The 18,798-nt window shown below is 62.5% G+C and carries 15 protein-coding genes; 13 read left to right on the plus strand and 2 right to left on the minus strand.

Going from position 1 to position 18,798, the window contains the following annotated elements; genetic code table 11:
• Positions 1-36 precede the first annotated feature (36 nt).
• The 12 genes from pepB to OJHNALOF_RS11835 all read left to right on the plus strand — a co-directional run bounded on the left by pepB (position 37) and on the right by OJHNALOF_RS11835 (position 12,994).
• Positions 37-1,332, plus strand: a complete 1,296-nt coding sequence (gene pepB / locus OJHNALOF_RS11780; protein ID WP_094200678.1) for an aminopeptidase PepB — start codon at positions 37-39, stop codon at positions 1,330-1,332.
• A 109-nt stretch (positions 1,333-1,441) separates the two neighbouring features.
• Positions 1,442-1,873 carry a nucleoside-diphosphate kinase gene (gene ndk / locus OJHNALOF_RS11785; protein ID WP_094200679.1) on the plus strand — a complete coding sequence of 144 codons (432 nt, stop codon included), beginning with the start codon at positions 1,442-1,444 and terminating at the stop codon, positions 1,871-1,873.
• A gap of 177 nt (positions 1,874-2,050) precedes the next feature.
• Positions 2,051-3,568, plus strand: a complete 1,518-nt coding sequence (locus OJHNALOF_RS11790; protein ID WP_094200680.1) for a nucleobase:cation symporter-2 family protein — start codon at positions 2,051-2,053, stop codon at positions 3,566-3,568.
• 152 nt (positions 3,569-3,720) lie between these two features.
• On the plus strand, positions 3,721-4,839 hold the full coding sequence (locus tag OJHNALOF_RS11795; RefSeq protein WP_094200681.1) for a bifunctional tRNA (adenosine(37)-C2)-methyltransferase TrmG/ribosomal RNA large subunit methyltransferase RlmN: 1,119 nt from the start codon (positions 3,721-3,723) through the stop codon (positions 4,837-4,839).
• A gap of 27 nt (positions 4,840-4,866) precedes the next feature.
• Positions 4,867-5,643 carry a type IV pilus biogenesis/stability protein PilW gene (gene pilW, locus OJHNALOF_RS11800; RefSeq protein ID WP_206063691.1) on the plus strand — a complete coding sequence of 259 codons (777 nt, stop codon included), beginning with the start codon at positions 4,867-4,869 and terminating at the stop codon, positions 5,641-5,643.
• Positions 5,633-6,583 (plus strand): RodZ domain-containing protein, encoded by a 951-nt coding sequence (locus OJHNALOF_RS11805; RefSeq protein WP_165662135.1) that lies wholly within the window; start codon positions 5,633-5,635, stop codon positions 6,581-6,583. Before pilW ends, OJHNALOF_RS11805 begins: the two co-directional genes overlap by 11 nt.
• 21 nt (positions 6,584-6,604) lie before the next feature.
• The gene (gene ispG, locus OJHNALOF_RS11810; RefSeq protein ID WP_094200684.1) at positions 6,605-7,723 is read left to right on the plus strand and encodes a flavodoxin-dependent (E)-4-hydroxy-3-methylbut-2-enyl-diphosphate synthase; all 1,119 of its coding nucleotides are present in this window, start codon (positions 6,605-6,607) and stop codon (positions 7,721-7,723) included.
• Positions 7,724-7,765: 42 nt separating this feature from the next.
• Positions 7,766-9,043 carry a histidine--tRNA ligase gene (gene hisS, locus OJHNALOF_RS11815; RefSeq protein ID WP_094200685.1) on the plus strand — a complete coding sequence of 426 codons (1,278 nt, stop codon included), beginning with the start codon at positions 7,766-7,768 and terminating at the stop codon, positions 9,041-9,043.
• Position 9,044: 1 nt separating this feature from the next.
• Positions 9,045-9,686: a tetratricopeptide repeat protein gene (locus tag OJHNALOF_RS11820; protein WP_094200686.1), complete on the plus strand. Its 642-nt coding sequence runs from the start codon at positions 9,045-9,047 to the stop codon at positions 9,684-9,686.
• A gap of 2 nt (positions 9,687-9,688) precedes the next feature.
• Positions 9,689-10,861, plus strand: a complete 1,173-nt coding sequence (bamB, locus tag OJHNALOF_RS11825) for an outer membrane protein assembly factor BamB (RefSeq protein ID WP_094200687.1) — start codon at positions 9,689-9,691, stop codon at positions 10,859-10,861.
• A 75-nt stretch (positions 10,862-10,936) separates the two neighbouring features.
• A complete protein-coding gene (gene der / locus OJHNALOF_RS11830; RefSeq protein ID WP_094200688.1) occupies positions 10,937-12,430 on the plus strand; it encodes a ribosome biogenesis GTPase Der in 1,494 nt (497 codons plus the stop codon).
• Between the two features lie 123 nt (positions 12,431-12,553).
• Positions 12,554-12,994 carry a universal stress protein gene (locus OJHNALOF_RS11835; RefSeq protein WP_165662136.1) on the plus strand — a complete coding sequence of 147 codons (441 nt, stop codon included), beginning with the start codon at positions 12,554-12,556 and terminating at the stop codon, positions 12,992-12,994.
• A gap of 29 nt (positions 12,995-13,023) precedes the next feature.
• Here the strand turns inward: OJHNALOF_RS11835 and OJHNALOF_RS11840 are convergent, their stop codons facing one another.
• On the minus strand, positions 13,024-13,164 hold the full coding sequence (locus tag OJHNALOF_RS11840; protein ID WP_165662137.1) for a hypothetical protein: 141 nt from the start codon (positions 13,162-13,164) through the stop codon (positions 13,024-13,026).
• 87 nt (positions 13,165-13,251) lie between these two features.
• The gene (gene mltF, locus OJHNALOF_RS11845; protein WP_240919726.1) at positions 13,252-14,664 is read right to left on the minus strand and encodes a membrane-bound lytic murein transglycosylase MltF; all 1,413 of its coding nucleotides are present in this window, start codon (positions 14,662-14,664) and stop codon (positions 13,252-13,254) included.
• A 192-nt stretch (positions 14,665-14,856) separates the two neighbouring features.
• Between mltF and purL the strand changes: the two genes are divergently transcribed.
• On the plus strand, positions 14,857-18,744 hold the full coding sequence (gene purL, locus OJHNALOF_RS11850) for a phosphoribosylformylglycinamidine synthase (RefSeq protein ID WP_165662139.1): 3,888 nt from the start codon (positions 14,857-14,859) through the stop codon (positions 18,742-18,744).
• Positions 18,745-18,798: the final 54 nt, after the last annotated feature.

Here is an 18,798-nt window from a genome sequence, read left to right on the forward strand (position 1 = left end):
TTTTTGCGTTTTTTGACGAGATAACAAGGAATCATGATGTCCGCGACCATGAAGGTGATGCTGACCAACGACGCCGCCCCGGCCTGCTGGGGCGACAAGGCGCTGCTCAGCTTTCAGAATGACGAAGTGCGTGTGCACCTGGGCGAGGGAGAGCCGGCGCGCCGGGTGCAGCAGGCGGGGCGCAAGCTCGACGCCATGGGCATCAAGAACCTGGCCCTCTGTGGTGATGACTGGACGCTGGAAAGCCGCTGGGCCTTTGCCCAGGGCTTCTATAACGCCAAGGGCGGCCAGCAGCTGGAGCTGGGCGAAATGAGCGCCGACGACCAGGCGGAGTTCGACGCCCGCCGTACCGCGGTGAACTGGGTACGGGAGATGATTAACGGCACGCCGGAAGACGTTTACCCGGCATCTCTGGCCACCGAGGCCGGCAAGTTTCTGCAGTCGCTGGCCCCCGAGGCGGTAAGCTACCGCATCTACAGCGGCGAGCAGCTCAAGGATCTGGGCCACGTGGGCATCTACGAAGTGGGCCGGGGCAGCAGCCGTCCGCCCACTTTGCTGGAGCTGGACTACAACCCCACCGGCAATGCCGATGCCCCGGTGGCCGCCTGCCTGGTGGGCAAGGGCATCACCTTTGACTCCGGCGGTTACAGCATCAAGAGCTCGGACGGCATGTCGGTGATGAAATCCGACATGGGCGGTGCCGCCACCGTCACCGGTGCCCTGGCCCTGGCCATCTCCCGCGGCCTGACCAGTCGGGTGAAGCTGTTTCTGTGCTGCGCCGAAAATTTGGTGTCGGGCCATGCCTTCAAGCTGGGAGACATTCTCACCTACCGCAACGGCCTGACCGTGGAGATCCTCAACACCGACGCCGAGGGCCGGCTGGTGCTGGCCGACGGCCTGCTGGCGGCCTCGGCCACCGGTGCGCCCTTTATTCTGGACGCCGCCACCCTCACCGGCGCGGCCAAAATGGCCCTGGGCCGGGACTACAACGCCGTGTTCAGCATGAACGACGAGCTGGCGCTGCAGACGGTGCAGGCGGCGAAGGACGAAGACGAAAAGGCCTGGCCGCTGCCGCTGGAGCCGTTCCACCAGAATCTGCTGACCTCGGCCTTTGCCGACATGGCCAACATTCACGGCGGCGAGGGGCAGGCCGGGGCGTCCACCGCCGCCGCCTTCCTGTCCCGCTTTGTGCCCGACAACGGCCGCAGCTGGGTACACATGGATCTGTCTGGCTCTTACCAGAAGGTGCCCAATGACCTCTGGGCCGCCGGTGGCAAGGGCCACGGCGTGCGCACCATTGCCGCCATGCTGGCCCGCGTGTGCCAGGGCTGAGTTCTCCCGAGAAAAATATGCGCGGGCGGTGTTAACTCGCCCGCGCTTTTCGTATAATCCGCGCGTTTTTACTGTCGAAAACAGAACCTGTTGATTAAAGGATACCCCTATGGCTATCGAACGTACCTTTTCCATCGTCAAGCCCGACGCCGTTGCCAAGAACCTGATCGGTGCCATCTACGGCCGTTTTGAGTCTGCTGGCCTGAAAATCGTTGCTTCCAAAATGGTTCACCTGAGCCGTGAGCAGGCCGAAGGTTTCTACGCCGAGCACAGCGAGCGTCCCTTCTTCAAGGCCCTGGTTGACTTCATGACCTCCGGTCCGGTGATGGTACAGGTGCTGGAAGGTGAAGATGCCATCCGTCGCAACCGTGAAATCATGGGCGCCACCAACCCCGCCGATGCCCTGGCCGGTACCCTGCGCGCCGACTACGCCAACAGCATCGACGAGAACGCCGTACACGGCTCCGATGCCCCGGCGTCTGCTGCTCGCGAAATCGCCTACTTCTTCAGCGACGAAGAAATCTGCCCGCGTACTCGTTAATCGCGAGTCGACGGCAATAGAAAAGGGAGCTTCGGCTCCCTTTTTTTATGGCGGCCGATGGCCCTGTTGTTATTTTGGTATACACAAAATGTAAATATTGTTTACATTGACTGCAACATTAAAGCTGATATTGTACCGGTTGTGGTATACATAAATTAACATTTTCAGGGAGTGATCATGAGTACAGAATCTCGTAACACCGCTGTCGGTAACCGTCCGGAAGACGAAAACCTCGGCATTGCGGCCAACATTGCCTACGGCTTTCAGCATGTGCTGACCATGTACGGCGGCATCATTGCGGTGCCGCTTATTGTGGGGCAGGCGGCGGGCCTGGGCTCGGCGGAAATCGGCATGCTGATCGCCGCCTCGCTGTTTGTGGGCGGCGCCGCCACCCTGCTGCAGACCCTGGGCATTCCCTTCTTTGGCTGCCAGCTGCCGCTGGTACAGGGGGTGTCCTTTGCCAGCGTGGCCACCATAGTCGCCATCGTCACCACCGGTGGTGGCCTGCCATCGGTGTTTGGCGCCGTCATTGGCGCGGCCCTAATCGGGCTGTTGATCACGCCCGTCTTTTCCAAGATCATCAAATTTTTTCCGCCCCTGGTCACCGGTGCGGTGATCACCACCATCGGCCTGACCCTGATGCCGGTGGCGGCCCGCTGGGCCATGGGCGGAAACAGCAGGGCCGAAGATTTCGGCAGCATGACCAACATTGGTCTGGCCGGCGCCACCCTGGCGATCGTGCTGCTGCTGAGCAAGCTGGGCAATGCCGCCATCAGCCGACTGTCCATCCTGCTGGCCATGGTGATCGGCACCCTGCTGGCCTGGTCCCTGGGCCTGGTGGATTTCTCCCGCGTGCTGGAAGGCCCGATTTTCGCCTTTCCCACGCCGTTCCATTTCGGCATGCCGGTATTTGAGCTGGCCGCCATTATCTCCATGTTGATCGTGGTGCTGGTGATCCTGGTGGAAACCTCCGCCGACATTCTGGCGGTGGGTGACATCATCGACACCAAGGTGGACGCCCGTCGCCTGGGTGACGGCCTGCGTGCCGACATGATTTCCAGCGCCGTCGCACCCATGTTCGGCTCCTTTACCCAAAGCGCCTTTGCCCAGAACGTGGGCCTGGTGGCGGTCACCGGTGTCAAGAGCCGCTACGTGGTGGCGGCGGCCGGTGTGATCCTGGTGACCCTGGGCCTGATGCCCATCATGGGGCGAGTGATCGCCACCGTGCCCACCGCGGTACTGGGCGGCGCCGGCATCGTGCTGTTCGGCACCGTGGCCGCCAGCGGCATTCGCACCCTGGCCAAGGTGAACTACACCAACAACATGAACCTGATCATCGTGGCCACCTCCATCGGCTTTGGCATGCTGCCCATCGCCGCGCCCAGCTTCTATCATCATTTCCCGGACTGGTTCGCCACCATTTTCCACTCCGGCATCAGCTCCACCGCCATCATGGCCATTCTGCTGAACCTGCTCTTCAATCATCTGAGCTGGGGCAACTCCGACAAGCAATCGGTGTTTGCCGCGGGCACCGAACGAACCATTCGCCAGGAAGACATCGCCTGCCTGAACGACGGTGACTACTTCGTCGACGGCAAGCTGTTCGATGCCGACGGCAACGAGGTGACCATTGAAGTCTGCAAGGGGCGCTCCGGCAAGCAGCCGGCGCTTACCCCGGTGGCCAGCGGTCACTGATAACCTCTTGCCATGTGAATCAGGGCCGCCATTGGGCGGCCTTTTTCATGGGTGCCACGCGGCGCCGAAGCAGGCCGGCACTGGCAACCGAATGCTAAACTCTGTACAATTTCGCGCCCTGTGGGCTCTGGTCATAACGCGTGAGGCAACCGATGAGTGAAACCAAAATAAATCTGCTGGATCTGGATCGTGACGGCATGCGAGAACTCTTTCAGGAAATGGGAGAGAAACCCTTTCGTGCCGATCAGGTGATGAAGTGGATTTACCATTTCGGTTGCGATGACTTTGACCAGATGACCAACATCAACAAGGTGTTGCGCGGCAAGCTCAAGGAGCGGGCCGAAATTCGTGCCCCCGAAATCAGCGTCGAGAAAAAGTCTGCCGACGGCACCATCAAGTGGGCCATGCAGGTGGGCGATCAGGAAGTGGAAACCGTGTACATTCCCGACGGTGACCGCGCCACCCTGTGTGTGTCGTCCCAGGTGGGCTGTGCCCTCGACTGTAAATTCTGCTCCACCGCCCAGCAAGGGTTTAACCGCAACCTTCGTGTGTCGGAGATCATCGGCCAGGTCTGGCGTGCCGCCAGCCGGGTGGGCTTTGTGCGCGACTCGGGCCGCAAGCCGATCACCAACGTGGTGATGATGGGCATGGGCGAGCCGCTGCTCAACCTCAACAACGTGGTGCCGGCCATGCGCCTGATGCTGGAAGACTACGGCTTTGGCCTGTCCAAGCGCCGGGTGACCCTGTCTACCTCCGGCGTGGTGCCGGCGCTGGACAAGATGGCCGACATGATTGACGTGGCCCTGGCGGTATCGCTGCATGCCCCCAACGACAAGCTGCGCTCCGAGATCATGCCGATCAACGACAAGTACAATATCGCCGAGCTGATTGCCAGCATTCGTCGTTACCTGGCGGTGTCCAATGCCAACCACGGCAAGGTGACCATCGAATATGTGCTGCTCGATCATATCAACGACGACATGCAGCATGCCCACGAGCTGGCCGAGTTGCTCAAGGACCTGCCCTGCAAGATCAACCTGATCCCGTTCAACCCGTTCCCCGGCAACCCTTACGGCAAGCCCAGCAACAGCCGCATTGATCGCTTTAACAAGGTACTGATGCAATACGGCAATACCGTCACCATTCGCAAGACCCGGGGGGACGATATCGACGCCGCCTGCGGTCAGCTGGTGGGGGATGTGATCGACAGAACCAAGCGCACCATGAAAAAACGGATGCAGGAACAAAATATATCCGTCACAATGGTTTAACTGCAAAAACCACTGGCGGAATGGGGAATGCGAAGGGTCATTCTGTTACCGGCATTGCTGATGGCGGGCGCACTGGCCGGGTGCGTACATGAAACCATTAATCTCAGTGACAAGGGCAAGGCCGGCAAGATGGTGTTTGAACCATCCCAGGCCGCGCTGACCCGCATGAACCTTGGGCTGGAATACCTGCGCCGGGGAGACACCGGTCAGGCCAAGTTCAACCTGGAGCGGGCCCTGTCCCAGGACCCGCGCAACCCGGACATTCACCTGGCGCTGGCCTACTTTTTCCAGTCGGTGTCGGAATTTGACAAGGCCGAGCAGCACTACAAGCGCGTGCTGCGTCTGGATGCCGAACATGGTGACGGGCTGAACAATTACGGTGCCTTTCTGTGTGACAGGGAACGATTTGACGAGGCCGATGTCATGTTCAGGAGGGCGGTGGCCGTTGCCGGTTATGTGAAGGTGGCGGATACCTATGAGAATGCCGCCCTGTGTGCCCTTGGCCATGGGCGGGAGCAGGCGGCGATGGGTTACTTTCAGCGTGCGCTGGAATACACCCCGGAGAAGCCGCGGGCGCTGCTCGGCATGGCCGGACTGCTGGCAGGCAGTGACGGCGCCAGTGCCCTGCACTACCTCGACCGCTACCGGCAGGCGCATCTGCCCAGTGCGCAGAGTTTATGGCTGATAGTCCGTGCCGCCGAGGCCGAGGGCCGGGTGGCGCAAGCCCAGCAGGCTGGTGCCGAGCTGGTACGTTTATTTCCCGATACAGAACAGGCCAGGCGATTCCTGACAAATGACTACTAACGAAGAACAACAACAGGCCGGTGAAGAGCAACAGGCACCGACATCCGGACCGGGCGCCCTGCTGCGTCAGGCGCGTGAAGGCAGAGGCTGGAGCCAAAATGAGGTGGCGCGCCGGCTTAACCTGCGGGTGGCGGTGATTGAATCCCTCGACAGCGACCAATACAAGGCCGGCGTGGCGCTGACCTTTCTGCGGGGCTACGTCAAGGCCTATGCCCGCCTGGTGGGGGTGAGCGAGCAGCAGGCGCTGGCCGCCTTTGACGGCATGGCTGGCATGGAGCAACGGCGCCAGGATGCCACCGTGTCGATGCAGAGCTTTTCCAAAAAGACCCGGCAGCAGGCCAGTGACAAGTGGCTCAAGCGCATCAGCTGGCTGGTGTTGCTCGGCCTGGGTACTTCCCTGGTGTTCTGGTGGTGGCAAAACAGCGGCGCCGGTTTTGTGGAGCGTGGCGAGCCCGTGCCGCAGCAACAGATAGCCGAGCCGGTTGACGCCCCCGAGCCGGCACCGCTGCTGACGTCGCCTGCCCTGAATGACGCCGCCGACGAGGCCGTGACCATTCCTGCCGGTGATGCCGACCTGACCGGTGCGCCTGTGTTGCCGGAGGAAACACCGGCGGCCCCGGCGGTTGTGGAAGACGTGACCGAGGTGGCGCCCGAGCCGACGCCGGAGCCGGCCCCCGCAGCGGAGCCGAAAGCGGATCCGCAATTGCTGGTGTTAAGCTTTTCCGACGATTGCTGGATAAAGGTCACCGACGCGGAAGGCCGAGTGCTGTCCGAAGGGGTCAAAAAGTCCAGTGACCGCCTTGAGCTGAAGGGGGAGCCGCCGTTCCGGTTGGTACTGGGCGCTCCCCAGGCGGCCAGCGTGGAATACCTGAACCAGGCAGTGGATCTGTCTTCCTTCCGCGCCGGCCGGGTTGCCCGCCTGACCGTCCCGCAATCCTGATGTAACGAGCAAGAGCAAACCATGTCCCAACACGAATCACCCATCATTCGTCGCAAGTCCAAGCAAATTCGTGTCGGCTCCGTGCTGGTGGGGGGGGATGCCCCCATCAGCGTGCAGACCATGACCAATACCCTGACCACAGACGTGGAGGCCACCCTGGCCCAGATTCGGGCGGTGGAAAAGGCCGGTGCCGATATCGTACGGGTGTCGGTACCCACCATGGAAGCGGCGGAAGCCTTCAAGGTTATTCGTGCCGGTACCAGCATGCCGTTGGTGGCCGACATTCACTTCGACTACCGCATTGCCCTGCAGGTGGCCGAATACGGCGCCGACTGCCTGCGCATCAACCCGGGCAACATCGGCCGGGAAGACAGGGTACGGGCGGTGGTGGACTGCGCCCGGGACAAGGGCATTCCCATTCGCATTGGCGTGAACGGCGGCTCGCTGGAGCGCGATCTGCAGGAAAAATACGGTGAGCCCACGCCGGCGGCACTGGTGGAATCGGCGCTGCGCCATGTGGACATTCTCGACAAGCTCAACTTTGACCAGTTCAAGGTCAGCGTCAAGGCCTCCGATGTATTTCTGGCGGTGGGTGCCTACCGGGAGCTGGCCCGCCAGATCGAGCAGCCCCTGCACCTCGGCATTACCGAGGCCGGCGGTTTTCGCAGCGGCGCCGTCAAGTCTGCCATTGGCCTGGGCATGCTGCTGGCCGAAGGCATCGGCGACACCCTGCGCATCTCCCTGGCTGCCGATCCGGTGGAAGAGGTCAAAGTCGGCTTTGACATTCTCAAGTCCCTGCGCATTCGCGCCCGGGGCATCAATTTTATCGCCTGTCCGTCCTGTTCACGTCAGGAGTTCGACGTCATCGGCACCGTCAACGCCCTGGAAAACCGGCTGGAAGACATTGTCACCCCCATGGACGTGTCCATTATCGGCTGCGTGGTCAATGGGCCTGGCGAGGCCCTGGTGTCCGATCTGGGCCTGGCCGGCGCCCAGCGCAAGAGCGCCTTCTACGATGGCGGCGAACGGGTAGACCGGCTCGACAACACCCAGCTGGTGGATGCCCTTGAAAGCCGCATTCGGGCCAAGGTCGCCAGGATGGATCCCGCCGCCCGCATTCCGGTGCAGGACAAGGACTGACCCCCGCTTTTTACTCATCGATTCAGAACCAGAGATATTTTTGTGGCCAAACAAATTCAAGCAATTCGAGGAATGAACGACTGCCTGCCGGAGCAGACTCCGGCCTGGCAACAGGCGGAAGCCGTGCTGCGCAATACCATGAGTGCCTACGGTTACAGTGAAATTCGTCTGCCCATCATGGAAGTGACCGGCCTGTTTCAGCGCGCCATCGGTGAAGTCACCGATGTCGTGGAAAAGGAAATGTACACCTTTGAGGATCGCAGCGGCGACAGCCTGACCCTGCGCCCCGAAGGCACCGCCGGCTGCGTGCGCGCCGGCATTGAACACGGCCTGCTGTACAACCAGGAGCGGCGCATGTGGTACATGGGTCCCATGTTCCGCTATGAACGTCCGCAAAAGGGTCGTTATCGCCAGTTCCATCAGTTCGGGGTGGAAGTGTTTGGCCTTCACGGCCCGGACATCGATGCCGAGCTGATTATGCTCACCGCCCGCTTCTGGAAGGCCCTGGGTGTGACCGAGCACCTGACCCTGCAGCTTAACAGCCTGGGTCAGCCGGAAGAGCGGGCGCAGTACCGTCAGGCCCTGGTGGACTTTCTGCAACAGCACGAAGATCGTCTGGACGAAGACTGCCGCCGGCGCATGCACACCAACCCGCTGCGGGTGCTCGACAGCAAGAACCCCGAGGTGCAGGCGCTGCTGGCCGACGCCCCTGTGCTGTCCGACTACTTCGGTGAAGACACCAAGGCCCACTTTGACGGCCTGCAGGCGTTGCTGAGTGCCGCCGGCATTGGCTTTGAAATCAACCCTCGGCTGGTGCGCGGCCTGGATTATTACAACCTCACCGTGTTCGAGTGGGTCACCGAAAGCCTGGGCGCCCAGGGCACCGTTTGTGGCGGCGGCCGCTACGACGGCCTGGTGGAGCAACTGGGCGGACAGGCCACCCCGGCGGTGGGCTTTGCCATGGGGATGGAGCGGCTGGTGCTGCTGCTGGAAACCCTGAATCGGGTTGCGGAACAACCGGCCCAGGCCGATGTCTATGTGGCCATGATGGGGGACAGCACGCGCGTGGCGGGCCTAGCCCTGGCCGAACGCTTGCGGGACGAACGACCCGGACTTCGGGTCATGAGCCACTGTGGCGGCGGCAATTTCAAGAAGCAGCTCAAGCGGGCCGACAAGAGCGGGGCCGTGGTGGCGCTGATCCTTGGAGAAGACGAAGTGGCCCAGGGCCAGGTGACGGTCAAGTTCCTGCGTGGCCAGGCCGAGCAACAGACCCTGGCCCAAAGCGAGCTGGTTGAACACCTCGAACAAAAGGGGATATGAGTTGGACGTTTACAGCACGGAAGAACAACAAATTGAAGCCATCAAGCGCTGGTGGCAGGAATACGGCAAGGCCATTATTCTGGGCTCCGCCATCGGCCTCGCCGGCCTGTTTGGCTGGCGTTATTACCAGGGCCACCAGCTGGAAACCCGTGCCGACGGCGCCGAGGCTTTTGAGCAGGTAAGCCGCGATCTGGCCAGCCAGGGCAGTGCCGCCTTTGACAGCACCGCGGCTTTTGTCAGCGAGAACCAAGGCAATAGCTATGGCGAACTGGCGGCCATGCTGCTGGCGGCGGAAGCGGTCAGGGCCAATGACCTGGAACTGGCTCGGCAGCAGCTGGAACTGGCCCTGGCGGGCATGACCGATGATGCCCTGGCCAACACCGTGCGCCTGCGTCTGGCCCGGGTGCTGATCGCCGCCGGCGATCTTGATGCCGCCCAGCGCCGCCTCGACGAGGTAACCGGTGACGCCTTTGCCGCCCAGTTGCACGAGGTGCGGGGCGATCTGTTCCGGGCCCGGCAGCAGCCCGCCGAGGCCCTGGCGGCCTATGAGGCGGCCCGTGAAGCAGGTGGGGTAGGCGACAATCCGGCGCTGACCCTGAAGCTTGACGATCTGGCCGGCGTTGATGCCGGCAAGGGAGAGTGAGCATGTCCAGACACCTGCTGAAGGCCCTGCCGCTGTCCCTGAGCCTGGTGCTGGGGGCCTGTTCCAGTTCAACCCCGGTGGCACCGGCCAATGCCTTGCCCGAGATCGACAATGCCTTTGACGCCGAGACCCGCTGGTCCGCTTCCGTGGGCAAGGGCGTGGGCGATTACTACTCCCAGCTGCGCCCGGCGGTGGACGGTGACCGGCTGTTTGCCGCGTCTCGCAATGGTGTGCTCAAGGCGTTTTCACTGGTCGAGGGAGACGACTTGTGGGAAACCGAACTCGATGAGCTCGATATCAATGAAAACCAGCGCAGCCCGCGCATTGCCGGCGGCCTGACCGCCGCCTACGGCAACCTCTATTTCGGATCGGAAAACGGCGTAGTCTATGCCGTATCCCAGGCCGATGGCGAGCTGCTGTGGACGCGGGACGTGCCCGGCGAAGTGCTGGCGGCCCCGGCGGTGGACGAAGGCAAGGTGGTGGTGCATACCAGCGCCGGCAACCTGGTGGCACTGGATGCCGGCAGCGGCGAGCAGCAGTGGCTGCTGCGCAACGAGCAGCCCAGCCTGACCCTGCGCAGCATGGCCACCCCCATTACCGCCGGCGGTGCCGTGCTCTATGGCCGGGCCGACGGACGCCTGGGCATTGCCCTGCTGGCCAACGGCCAGCCGGTGCGGGACACCCGCATTGCCAGTCCCAAGGGCGCCACCGAGTTGGAACGCATGGTGGATGTGGCCGCCAGGCCGGTGATCCTGGGCGATATTCTGTTCACGATCGCCTATAATGGCCAACTGACCGCGCACCAGCTTATTTCCGGCCAGTCCCTGTGGAAACGCCAGTATCAGGGCTCTCAGGATCTGAGCACGGACGGTCGCCAGCTGTATATCACCGACAGCCGCAGCCACCTGTTTGCGGTGGATGCCCGCAGCGGCAGCGAGGTATGGGCCAATACCGAGCTGGAAAACCGCCGGCTGACCGCTCCCGTGGTATTCGGTGACTACCTGGTGGTGGGTGACGACGACGGCTATCTGTACTGGCTGAATCGCGACAGCGGCGCCATCGTCTCGCTGGAGCGCGTCGACGGCTCGGGTCTGTATGTGGCGCCCGTGGTGTCTGGCGACACCCTGTATGTGCAAAGCCGCGACGGCGACCTGACGGCTATCGGCCAGCCCTGAGGTCGACGAAACCTGACGTCATCGGCTCCTGATTGCGTGATCAGGAGCCGTTATTGTTTTTCGGAGAATGTTTTTATGATGCCAGTAGTGGCTCTGGTGGGCCGCCCCAATGTGGGCAAATCCACCCTGTTTAACCGCCTGACCCGCACCCGTGACGCCCTGGTGGCCGACTTTCCGGGCCTGACCCGTGACCGCAAATATGGCCAGGCCCGCTTTGGCGAGCTGGAATACATCGTAGTGGATACCGGCGGTATCGACGGCAGTGAAGAAGGCATCGAGCTGGAAATGGCATCCCAGTCGCTGGCGGCCATCGACGAGGCCGATGTGGTGTTGTTTATGGTGGATGCCCGCGCCGGCATGACCTCGGCGGATGAGGCCATTGCCAGCCACCTGCGTCGCTGTCAGAAGAAAACCTTGCTGGTGGCCAACAAGACCGACGGCATCGACGCCGACTCGGCGGTGGGCGAGTTTTATCAGCTGGGCCTGGGCGACATTCACCAGATTGCCGCCGCCCACGGCCGCGGTGTGCTCGGCCTACTGGAAACCGCGCTGGCGCCTCAGCTTGAGCTGCTGGCCGGCGAGACTCGGGACGATGCCGACGAGGCGGATGAAGAACACGAGTTTGACGATGCCACCCTGGAAGACGCCATGGCGGTGCTCGACGAACTGGAGCAGGAAGAAGCGGCACCTTTTGAAGATGCCCCCATCAAATTGGCCATCGTCGGTCGCCCCAATGTGGGCAAGTCCACCCTCACCAACCGCATTCTGGGTGAAGAGCGGGTGGTGGTATACGACATGCCCGGTACCACCCGTGACTCCGTGTATATTCCCATGCAGCGGGACGAGCAGGATTACATTCTGATCGACACCGCCGGGGTACGGCGCCGGGGCAAGGTGCACGAGGCGGTGGAAAAGTTCTCGGTGATCAAGACCCTCAAGGCCATTGAGGACGCCAACGTGGTGCTGCTGGTGCTGGATGCCCGGGAAGGCATCTCCGATCAGGATCTCAGCCTGCTGGGCTTTGTGCTTAACGCCGGCCGCAGTATCGTACTGGCGGTGAATAAATGGGACGGCCTGAGCCAGGACGTGCGCGACGACATCAAGCGCGAGCTGGACCGACGCCTGGGCTTTATCGATTTTGCCCGCCTGCACTTTATTTCGGCCCTGCACGGCAGTGGCGTGGGCAACCTGTTTGAATCGGTCAAGGAGGCCTATGCCTCGGCCACCAAGCGGGTGAACACCTCCATGCTGACCCGTATCATGCAGATGGCCCAGGACGATCACCAGCCGCCGCTGGTGCGTGGCCGCCGGGTCAAGCTCAAATATGCTCATGCCGGGGGCTATAACCCGCCGCGTATCATTGTGCACGGCAACCAGGTCAAGGATCTGCCCGACTCCTACAAGCGCTATCTGATCAACTATTTCCGCCGTTCACTGCAGATAGTGGGCACGCCCATTCGTGTGGAGTTCCAGGAAGGGGACAACCCCTACGCCGGTCTGAAGAACAAGCTGACCGCCAGCCAGCTGCGCAAGCGCAAGCGCCTGATGAAACACCTCAAGAAAAAGTAAACCCGATAAAAAACGCCGGCCCAGCCGGCGTTTTTTATCATTTGAGACCTGTGATTTTGCGCCCGCCCGTGCTCCCGCCTAGGCTGAAAAGGCATTCCCGCTTTTATTGTACGGAGGCCCCATATGTACAAGTCTTTGCTGGTGGCGGTAGACGGTTCAAAAAATGGCCGCAAGGCGCTGGAGCTGGCCTGTCACCTTGCCAGGGTCGATAATGCCGAGCTGCATATTCTGCATGTACCCGAAGTGCTGCCCCACGAGGCCACCCTGATCTGGGGCATTGGTGCCGTGGCCATTGGTGATGAGTTGCAGGAAATGGAAGCCCTGGGGCATCGCATCATCTCCGGTGCCGAGGCCGAGGCTCAGAAACTTGGGGTGGAAAAGATACAGACTCACCTGGTAAAGGGCGAACCGGCCCGAACCATTCTCAAGCAGGCCGCCGGGCTGGGCGCCGAAGTGATCGTGCTGGGTACCCGGGGGCTGGGAGATCTGGCCGGATTGGTGCTGGGCAGCGTATCCCACAAGGTAGCCAGCAATGCCAAATGCGGGGTGATTACCATTCGTTGACCCGCGCAGAATACCGGCGCGGTCAGGGGTTATTCAAAGCCGGCCTGGGTCAGGAAATAGGTGGCGTTACGGCGTAATATCTTGCGCCGCACGTCGTGCATCATGATCTTGCGGCGGGCGCCAACGGCGGGTTTGCGCTGTTTCAGCGCGATGCGTCTTCTTCTCAGCATAAGTTCTCTCGTCTCTACCAGGCCGCATACTGCGGCCTTTTTTGCCTTGATATCAGCTTGTGATATCAGGGTAAAGTGACAATGTTATTAATATGTTGGATCTGTCGGCTGGGTCTCAGCCTGAGCGGTGGCCAGGCCGGCATCCGTGCTGGGTTTGTACAGCCACTGCAGGCTCTGGTAGTACTGGCGAATGTTGCGCACAAATTTTCTGGCTTCCCGACCCCGGGCATAGCCATACCGGGTCTGGCGGTGCCAGCCCGTTTGGTGCAGCAGGGGCAGGCTGTCCTTGACCGAGGCCCAGGCATCGGGATCCTGCCCCCTAAGTCGAGTGATGCGCCGAGCATCGAGCAGGTGACCCAGGCCGATGTTGTAGGCCGCCAGCGCAAACCAGATGCGTTCGTCATCGGGAATGCTGTCGGGCAGGCGTTCGAGCAGCGACGCCAGGTAACCGGCGCCGCCACGAATGCTCTGCTCGGGATCCAGCCGGTCTTCAACCCCCATCTGGCGGGCGGTGTCTTCGGTCAGCATCATCATGCCGCGCACGCCGGTATAAGAGCGGGCTTGCGGATCCCAGTGGGACTCCTGGTAGCTCACCGCCGCCAGCAGGCGCCAGTCGAGGCTGCCCGCGTGGCGCTCAAACAGTGGCCGGTACCGAGGCAGCAGGTCTTCGGCCCGGCGCAGAAAGGTGCGGGTGTCGACGTAATCGAAGTCCTGAATATGGCCAAAGTACTTTTCATTGAGCCGGGCCATAAGGCCACTGGCCCGCTGTTGGGCGAAGTAGTCCAGCATGGCCGCCAGCAGGCTGTCGTCGTCGCGCCTGTCCATGATCCAGGCCACCGGCTGGGAGTTGGGCAGGCTAAAGGCGGCGTCCACATTGGGGTAGTAACGCTGGGTGCGGGCCAGCAGGGTGTCTTCCACCAGGGTGTAATCGGTGCGGCCCTCGGCCACCTGGCGCAACAGGTCTTCCGCATCCGTGTCCTTGCGGGGCTCCCATTGCAAATCGGGCAGATCCTGTGCCATACGGTGCAGCCATTCCGCCTGGCTGGAGCCGGCCAGCACCTGTACCTTACCCTCGAGTTGGGTCAGATCCTGAGGCCGGGTGTCTCCCTTGCGGTAGACCAGGGTCTGGGCCACTTCATAGAGGCTGGGGCCAAAACGGTAGTGCTGCCGGCGCAGGGGGGTTCCGGTAAGGCCGGCGGCCAGCATGTCGACCTGACCGGCATCGAGCAGGGCGAACAGCTCGTCCAGGTTATAGGCGGGCACCATGGTCAGCTCGACGCCCAGGTAGTCGGCAAAGCCCTGTGCCAGCTCATAGTCCAGCCCCTCTTCGCGCTCGTTGCGCAAAAAGTAGTAAAGGGGGTGGTAGAGGGTGCCGACCCTGAGCTCTTCCCTGGCCTGGATCTGTGCCTGCTGACTGGCGCCCGTGCTCTCGGGCCGGCAGCCGGCGAGGGCAAGCAGCGCCAGCAGGGCCGTGGCGGCGAATACGCGCGTTGTGTGCAAAGGCTGCTCCTTATGAGAAAACGCCGGCATTTTATAGCAAAAGCCGGCGCTTTGGTCAGGTTATTGCCGAATTTTACGTCGCCTGGGCAGGGGATGCTGCGGCAAATCGGCGTCGACAGGGCAGGGGTGTAAACCTATAATACCGCCAGTTTGAGAACCCCCCATACACTCACGCTTTGAGAATTAGCCACTATGGAAATACTGAGAGGCTCACCGGCCTTATCCGGTTTCAGAACCCAGGCGATCCTTCGTCGCGCCCAGGAGCAGGCGCTGCCCCTGACCGCCGTTGAAACCGAGTATGTGCACTTTGTCGCCCTGACCGCCGAGCTCGATGCCGATGGCCGACAAACCCTGACTCAGCTGCTCGACAGTCCCGCCGAGGCCGTCACCCCGGCAGCCGGCAGCCGCCTGATGCTGGTGACCCCCCGTCCCGGAACCCTTTCTCCCTGGTCGTCCAAGGCCACCGACATTGCCCGCAACTGTGGCCTGTCCCAGGTCAAGCGCATCGAGCGCGGCATCGCCTATTACCTGGGCTTTGAGCGTGAGCCCAGTGAGGCCGAGCTGGCCGCTGTCAGTGCCCTGCTGCACGACCGCATGACCGAAACCACCTTTGACAGCCTGGCCGCGGCCGAGTGCCTGTTCGCCGAGGCCGAGCCGGCGCCGCTGACCTCCGTCGACATTCTCGGCGGTGGTCGCGCCGCCCTGGCCGAGGCCAACGTGCGCATGGGCCTGGCCCTGGCAGACGATGAAATCGATTATCTGTTTGACGGTTTCAGCAAGCTGGGCCGTAACCCCAACGACATCGAGCTCTACATGTTTGCCCAGGCCAACTCCGAGCACTGTCGTCACAAGATCTTCAACGCCGACTGGACCATAGACGGTATCGAACAGCCCAAGTCGCTGTTCAAGATGATCAAGAACACCTTTGAGCAGGTGCCTGAGCACGTGCTCTCCGCCTACAAGGACAACGCCGCCGTGATGGCCGGCTCGCCCGCAGGCCGCTTTTTCCCCAGCCCCGAGTCGGGCGAGTACCGCTACCATCAGGAAGACATTCACATTCTGATGAAGGTGGAAACCCACAACCACCCCACCGCTATTTCCCCTTACCCGGGCGCGGCCACCGGCTCCGGCGGTGAAATCCGTGACGAAGGCGCCACCGGCCGCGGCTCCAAGCCCAAGGCGGGCCTGGTGGGCTTCAGCGTGTCCAACCTGAAAATTCCCGGCTACGCACGCCCCTGGGAGCAGGACTTCGGCAAGCCCGAGCGCATCGTCAGCGCCCTCGACATCATGATCGACGGCCCCCTGGGTGGTGCCGCCTTTAACAACGAGTTTGGCCGTCCGGCGCTGCTCGGTTACTTCCGTACCTATGAAGAGCGGGTCTCCAGCTTTAACGGCGAGGAAGTGCGCGGTTACCACAAGCCCATCATGATCGCCGGCGGTCTCGGCAACATTCGCGGCGAGCATGTTGAAAAAGGCGAGATCCCGGTAGGCGCTAAACTGGTGGTGCTGGGCGGTCCGGCCATGAACATTGGTCTGGGCGGCGGCGCGGCCTCGTCCATGGCGTCCGGTCAGTCCTGTGAGCAGCTCGACTTTGCCTCGGTACAGCGGGACAACCCGGAAATGGAGCGCCGCTGTCAGGAAGTGATCGACCGCTGCTGGGCTCTTGGCGACGACAATCCCATCGTGTTTATTCACGACGTGGGCGCCGGCGGCCTGTCCAACGCCATGCCCGAGCTGGTGAACGACGGCGACCGCGGTGGCCGCTTCTACCTGCGTGACATTCCCAACGACGAGCCGGGCATGAGCCCGCTGCAGATCTGGTGTAACGAATCCCAGGAGCGCTACGTGCTGGCGGTGGCCGACGACCGGCTGGCCGAGTTCGAGGCCTTCTGTCGCCGGGAGCGGGCTCCCTATGCGGTGATCGGCGAGGCCACCGCCGAGCGTCACCTCAGCCTGCACGACGAGCACTTCGACAACCAGCCCATCGACATGCCGCTGGAAGTGCTGCTGGGCAAGCCGCCCAAGATGCACCGCGACGTGAAAAGCGCCCAGCATCACAGCCCGGCGCTGGATCTGGCCGGCATCAACCTGAAAGACGCGGTCGAGCGGGTGATGACCCTGCCCACCGTGGCCGACAAGGGCTTTCTGATCACCATTGGTGACCGCAGCGTCACCGGCCTGGTGGCCCGGGATCAGATGGTGGGCCCCTGGCAGGTGCCGGTGGCCGACTGTGCCGTGACCGCCGCCGCCTACGACACCTATGCAGGTGAAGCCATGTCCATGGGCGAGCGCGCCCCGGTGGCCCTGCTCGACTTCGCCGCTTCCGCCCGGCTGGCGGTGGCCGAAGCCATCACCAACATTGCCGCCACCGAAATTGGCGAGCTCAATCGCATCAAGCTGTCCGCCAACTGGATGTCTGCCGCCGGTCACCCCGGTGAAGACGCCGGCCTGTACGACGCGGTCAAGGCCGTGGGCGAAGAGCTGTGCCCGGTACTGGGCCTCACCATTCCGGTGGGCAAGGACTCCATGTCGATGAAGACCCGCTGGGAGCAGGATGGCGATGATCGTAGCGTCACCGCGCCGCTGTCGCTGGTGATCTCCGCCTTTGGCCGAGTGACCGACGTGCGCAGCACCGTTACCCCCTGGCTACGCACCGATCTGGGCGAAACCGATCTCATTCTGGTGGATCTGGGTAACGGCAAGAACCGCCTCGGCGCCTCGGCGCTGGCCCAGGTCTACCGTCAACTGGGTGACAAGCCCGCCGACCTCGACGATGCCGAGCAGCTCAAGGGCTTCTTCAACGCCATGCAGGCGCTGGTGGCCGAGCAAAAACTGCTGGCCTACCACGACCGCGGCGACGGTGGCCTGTTTGTGACCCTGGCGGAAATGGCCTTTGCCGGCAACACCGGCCTGGACGTGGAGCTGGACCTGCTGGGTGGCGATCACTTGGCGGCGCTGTTCAGCGAAGAGCTGGGTGCCGTGCTGCAGGTGCGCAGGGAAGACAAGGAAGCGGTGCTGACCTGTCTGGCCGGCCATGGCCTGGCCGCCTGCACCCATGTGATTGGCGAGCCCAACCAGGACGACACCCTGCGCCTGCTGGCCGACGGCAAGGAGCTCTACGCCGAATCCCGCACCGAACTGCGCCGGCTGTGGTCCGAGACCAGCTACCGCATGCAGGCCCTGCGTGACAATCCGGAGTGCGCCCAGGCCGAGTTTGACGCCAAGCTGGAGAACAATCCCGGTCTGTCGGCGTCCCTGAGCTTTGATCCCAAGGAAGACATCGCCGCACCCTTTATCGCCAAGGGCGTGCATCCCAAGATGGCCATTCTGCGTGAGCAGGGCGTCAACTCCCACATGGAAATGGCCGCCGCCTTTGACCGGGCCGGGTTCAGTGCCGTGGACGTGCACATGAGCGATCTGCAAAGTGGTCGCCTGCGTCTGGACGAGTTCGCCGGCCTGGTGGCCTGTGGCGGCTTCTCCTACGGTGACGTGCTGGGTGCCGGCGGTGGCTGGGCTAAGTCGATTCTGTTCAACGAGGCGCTGCGTGCCCAGTTCGAGGCCTTCTTTCAGCGCGACGACAGCTTTGCCCTGGGCGTGTGTAACGGCTGCCAGATGCTGTCGCAGCTGCGGGATCTGATCCCCGGTGCGGCCCACTGGCCGGACTTTGTGCGCAACACCTCCGAGCGCTTTGAAGCTCGCTTCAGCCTGGTGGAAGTGCAGGAGTCACCCAGCCTGTTCCTGTCGGGCATGGCCGGCTCCCGCCTGCCCATCGCCGTGTCTCACGGTGAAGGCCGGGTGCAGACCAGACGCGTCGACATCGCCGCCCTGGAAGCCAGCGGCACCATTGCCCTGCGTTACGTCGACAACCACGGTCAGGCCACCGAGCGCTATCCGTTCAACCCCAACGGCTCCGCCAACGGCATTACCGGCCTGTCCAGCGAAGACGGCCGGGTGACCATCATGATGCCGCACCCGGAGCGGGTATTCCGCACCGTGGCCAACTCCTGGCACCCGGACAACTGGGGCGAGGACGGTGGCTGGATGCGCATGTTCCGCAATGCTCGCAAGCAAATCGGCTGATTTGCCAAATGCGACTCAAAATAAAAAGCCCGCGAAAGCGGGCTTTTTATTTTC

Origin of the sequence: Oceanimonas sp. MB9 (assembly GCF_011319775.1) — a bacterium.
In the GTDB taxonomy this organism is placed as follows: domain Bacteria; phylum Pseudomonadota; class Gammaproteobacteria; order Enterobacterales; family Aeromonadaceae; genus Oceanimonas; species Oceanimonas doudoroffii.

Bases quoted from the DNA above. Each gene is read 5' to 3' on its own strand.
- der (WP_094200688.1), top strand. From the start codon at position 10,937: ATGATGCCAGTAGTGGCTCTGGTGGGCCGCCCCAATGTGGGCAAATCC.
- pilW (WP_206063691.1), top strand. From the start codon at position 4,867: ATGCGAAGGGTCATTCTGTTACCGGCATTGCTGATGGCGGGCGCACTG.
- OJHNALOF_RS11790 (WP_094200680.1), top strand. From the start codon at position 2,051: ATGAGTACAGAATCTCGTAACACCGCTGTCGGTAACCGTCCGGAAGAC.
- bamB (WP_094200687.1), top strand. From the start codon at position 9,689: ATGTCCAGACACCTGCTGAAGGCCCTGCCGCTGTCCCTGAGCCTGGTG.
- pepB (WP_094200678.1), top strand. From the start codon at position 37: ATGTCCGCGACCATGAAGGTGATGCTGACCAACGACGCCGCCCCGGCC.
- OJHNALOF_RS11840 (WP_165662137.1), bottom strand. From the start codon at position 13,164: ATGCTGAGAAGAAGACGCATCGCGCTGAAACAGCGCAAACCCGCCGTT.
- OJHNALOF_RS11805 (WP_165662135.1), top strand. From the start codon at position 5,633: ATGACTACTAACGAAGAACAACAACAGGCCGGTGAAGAGCAACAGGCA.
- OJHNALOF_RS11835 (WP_165662136.1), top strand. From the start codon at position 12,554: ATGTACAAGTCTTTGCTGGTGGCGGTAGACGGTTCAAAAAATGGCCGC.
- OJHNALOF_RS11795 (WP_094200681.1), top strand. From the start codon at position 3,721: ATGAGTGAAACCAAAATAAATCTGCTGGATCTGGATCGTGACGGCATG.
- ndk (WP_094200679.1), top strand. From the start codon at position 1,442: ATGGCTATCGAACGTACCTTTTCCATCGTCAAGCCCGACGCCGTTGCC.
- ispG (WP_094200684.1), top strand. From the start codon at position 6,605: ATGTCCCAACACGAATCACCCATCATTCGTCGCAAGTCCAAGCAAATT.
- purL (WP_165662139.1), top strand. From the start codon at position 14,857: ATGGAAATACTGAGAGGCTCACCGGCCTTATCCGGTTTCAGAACCCAG.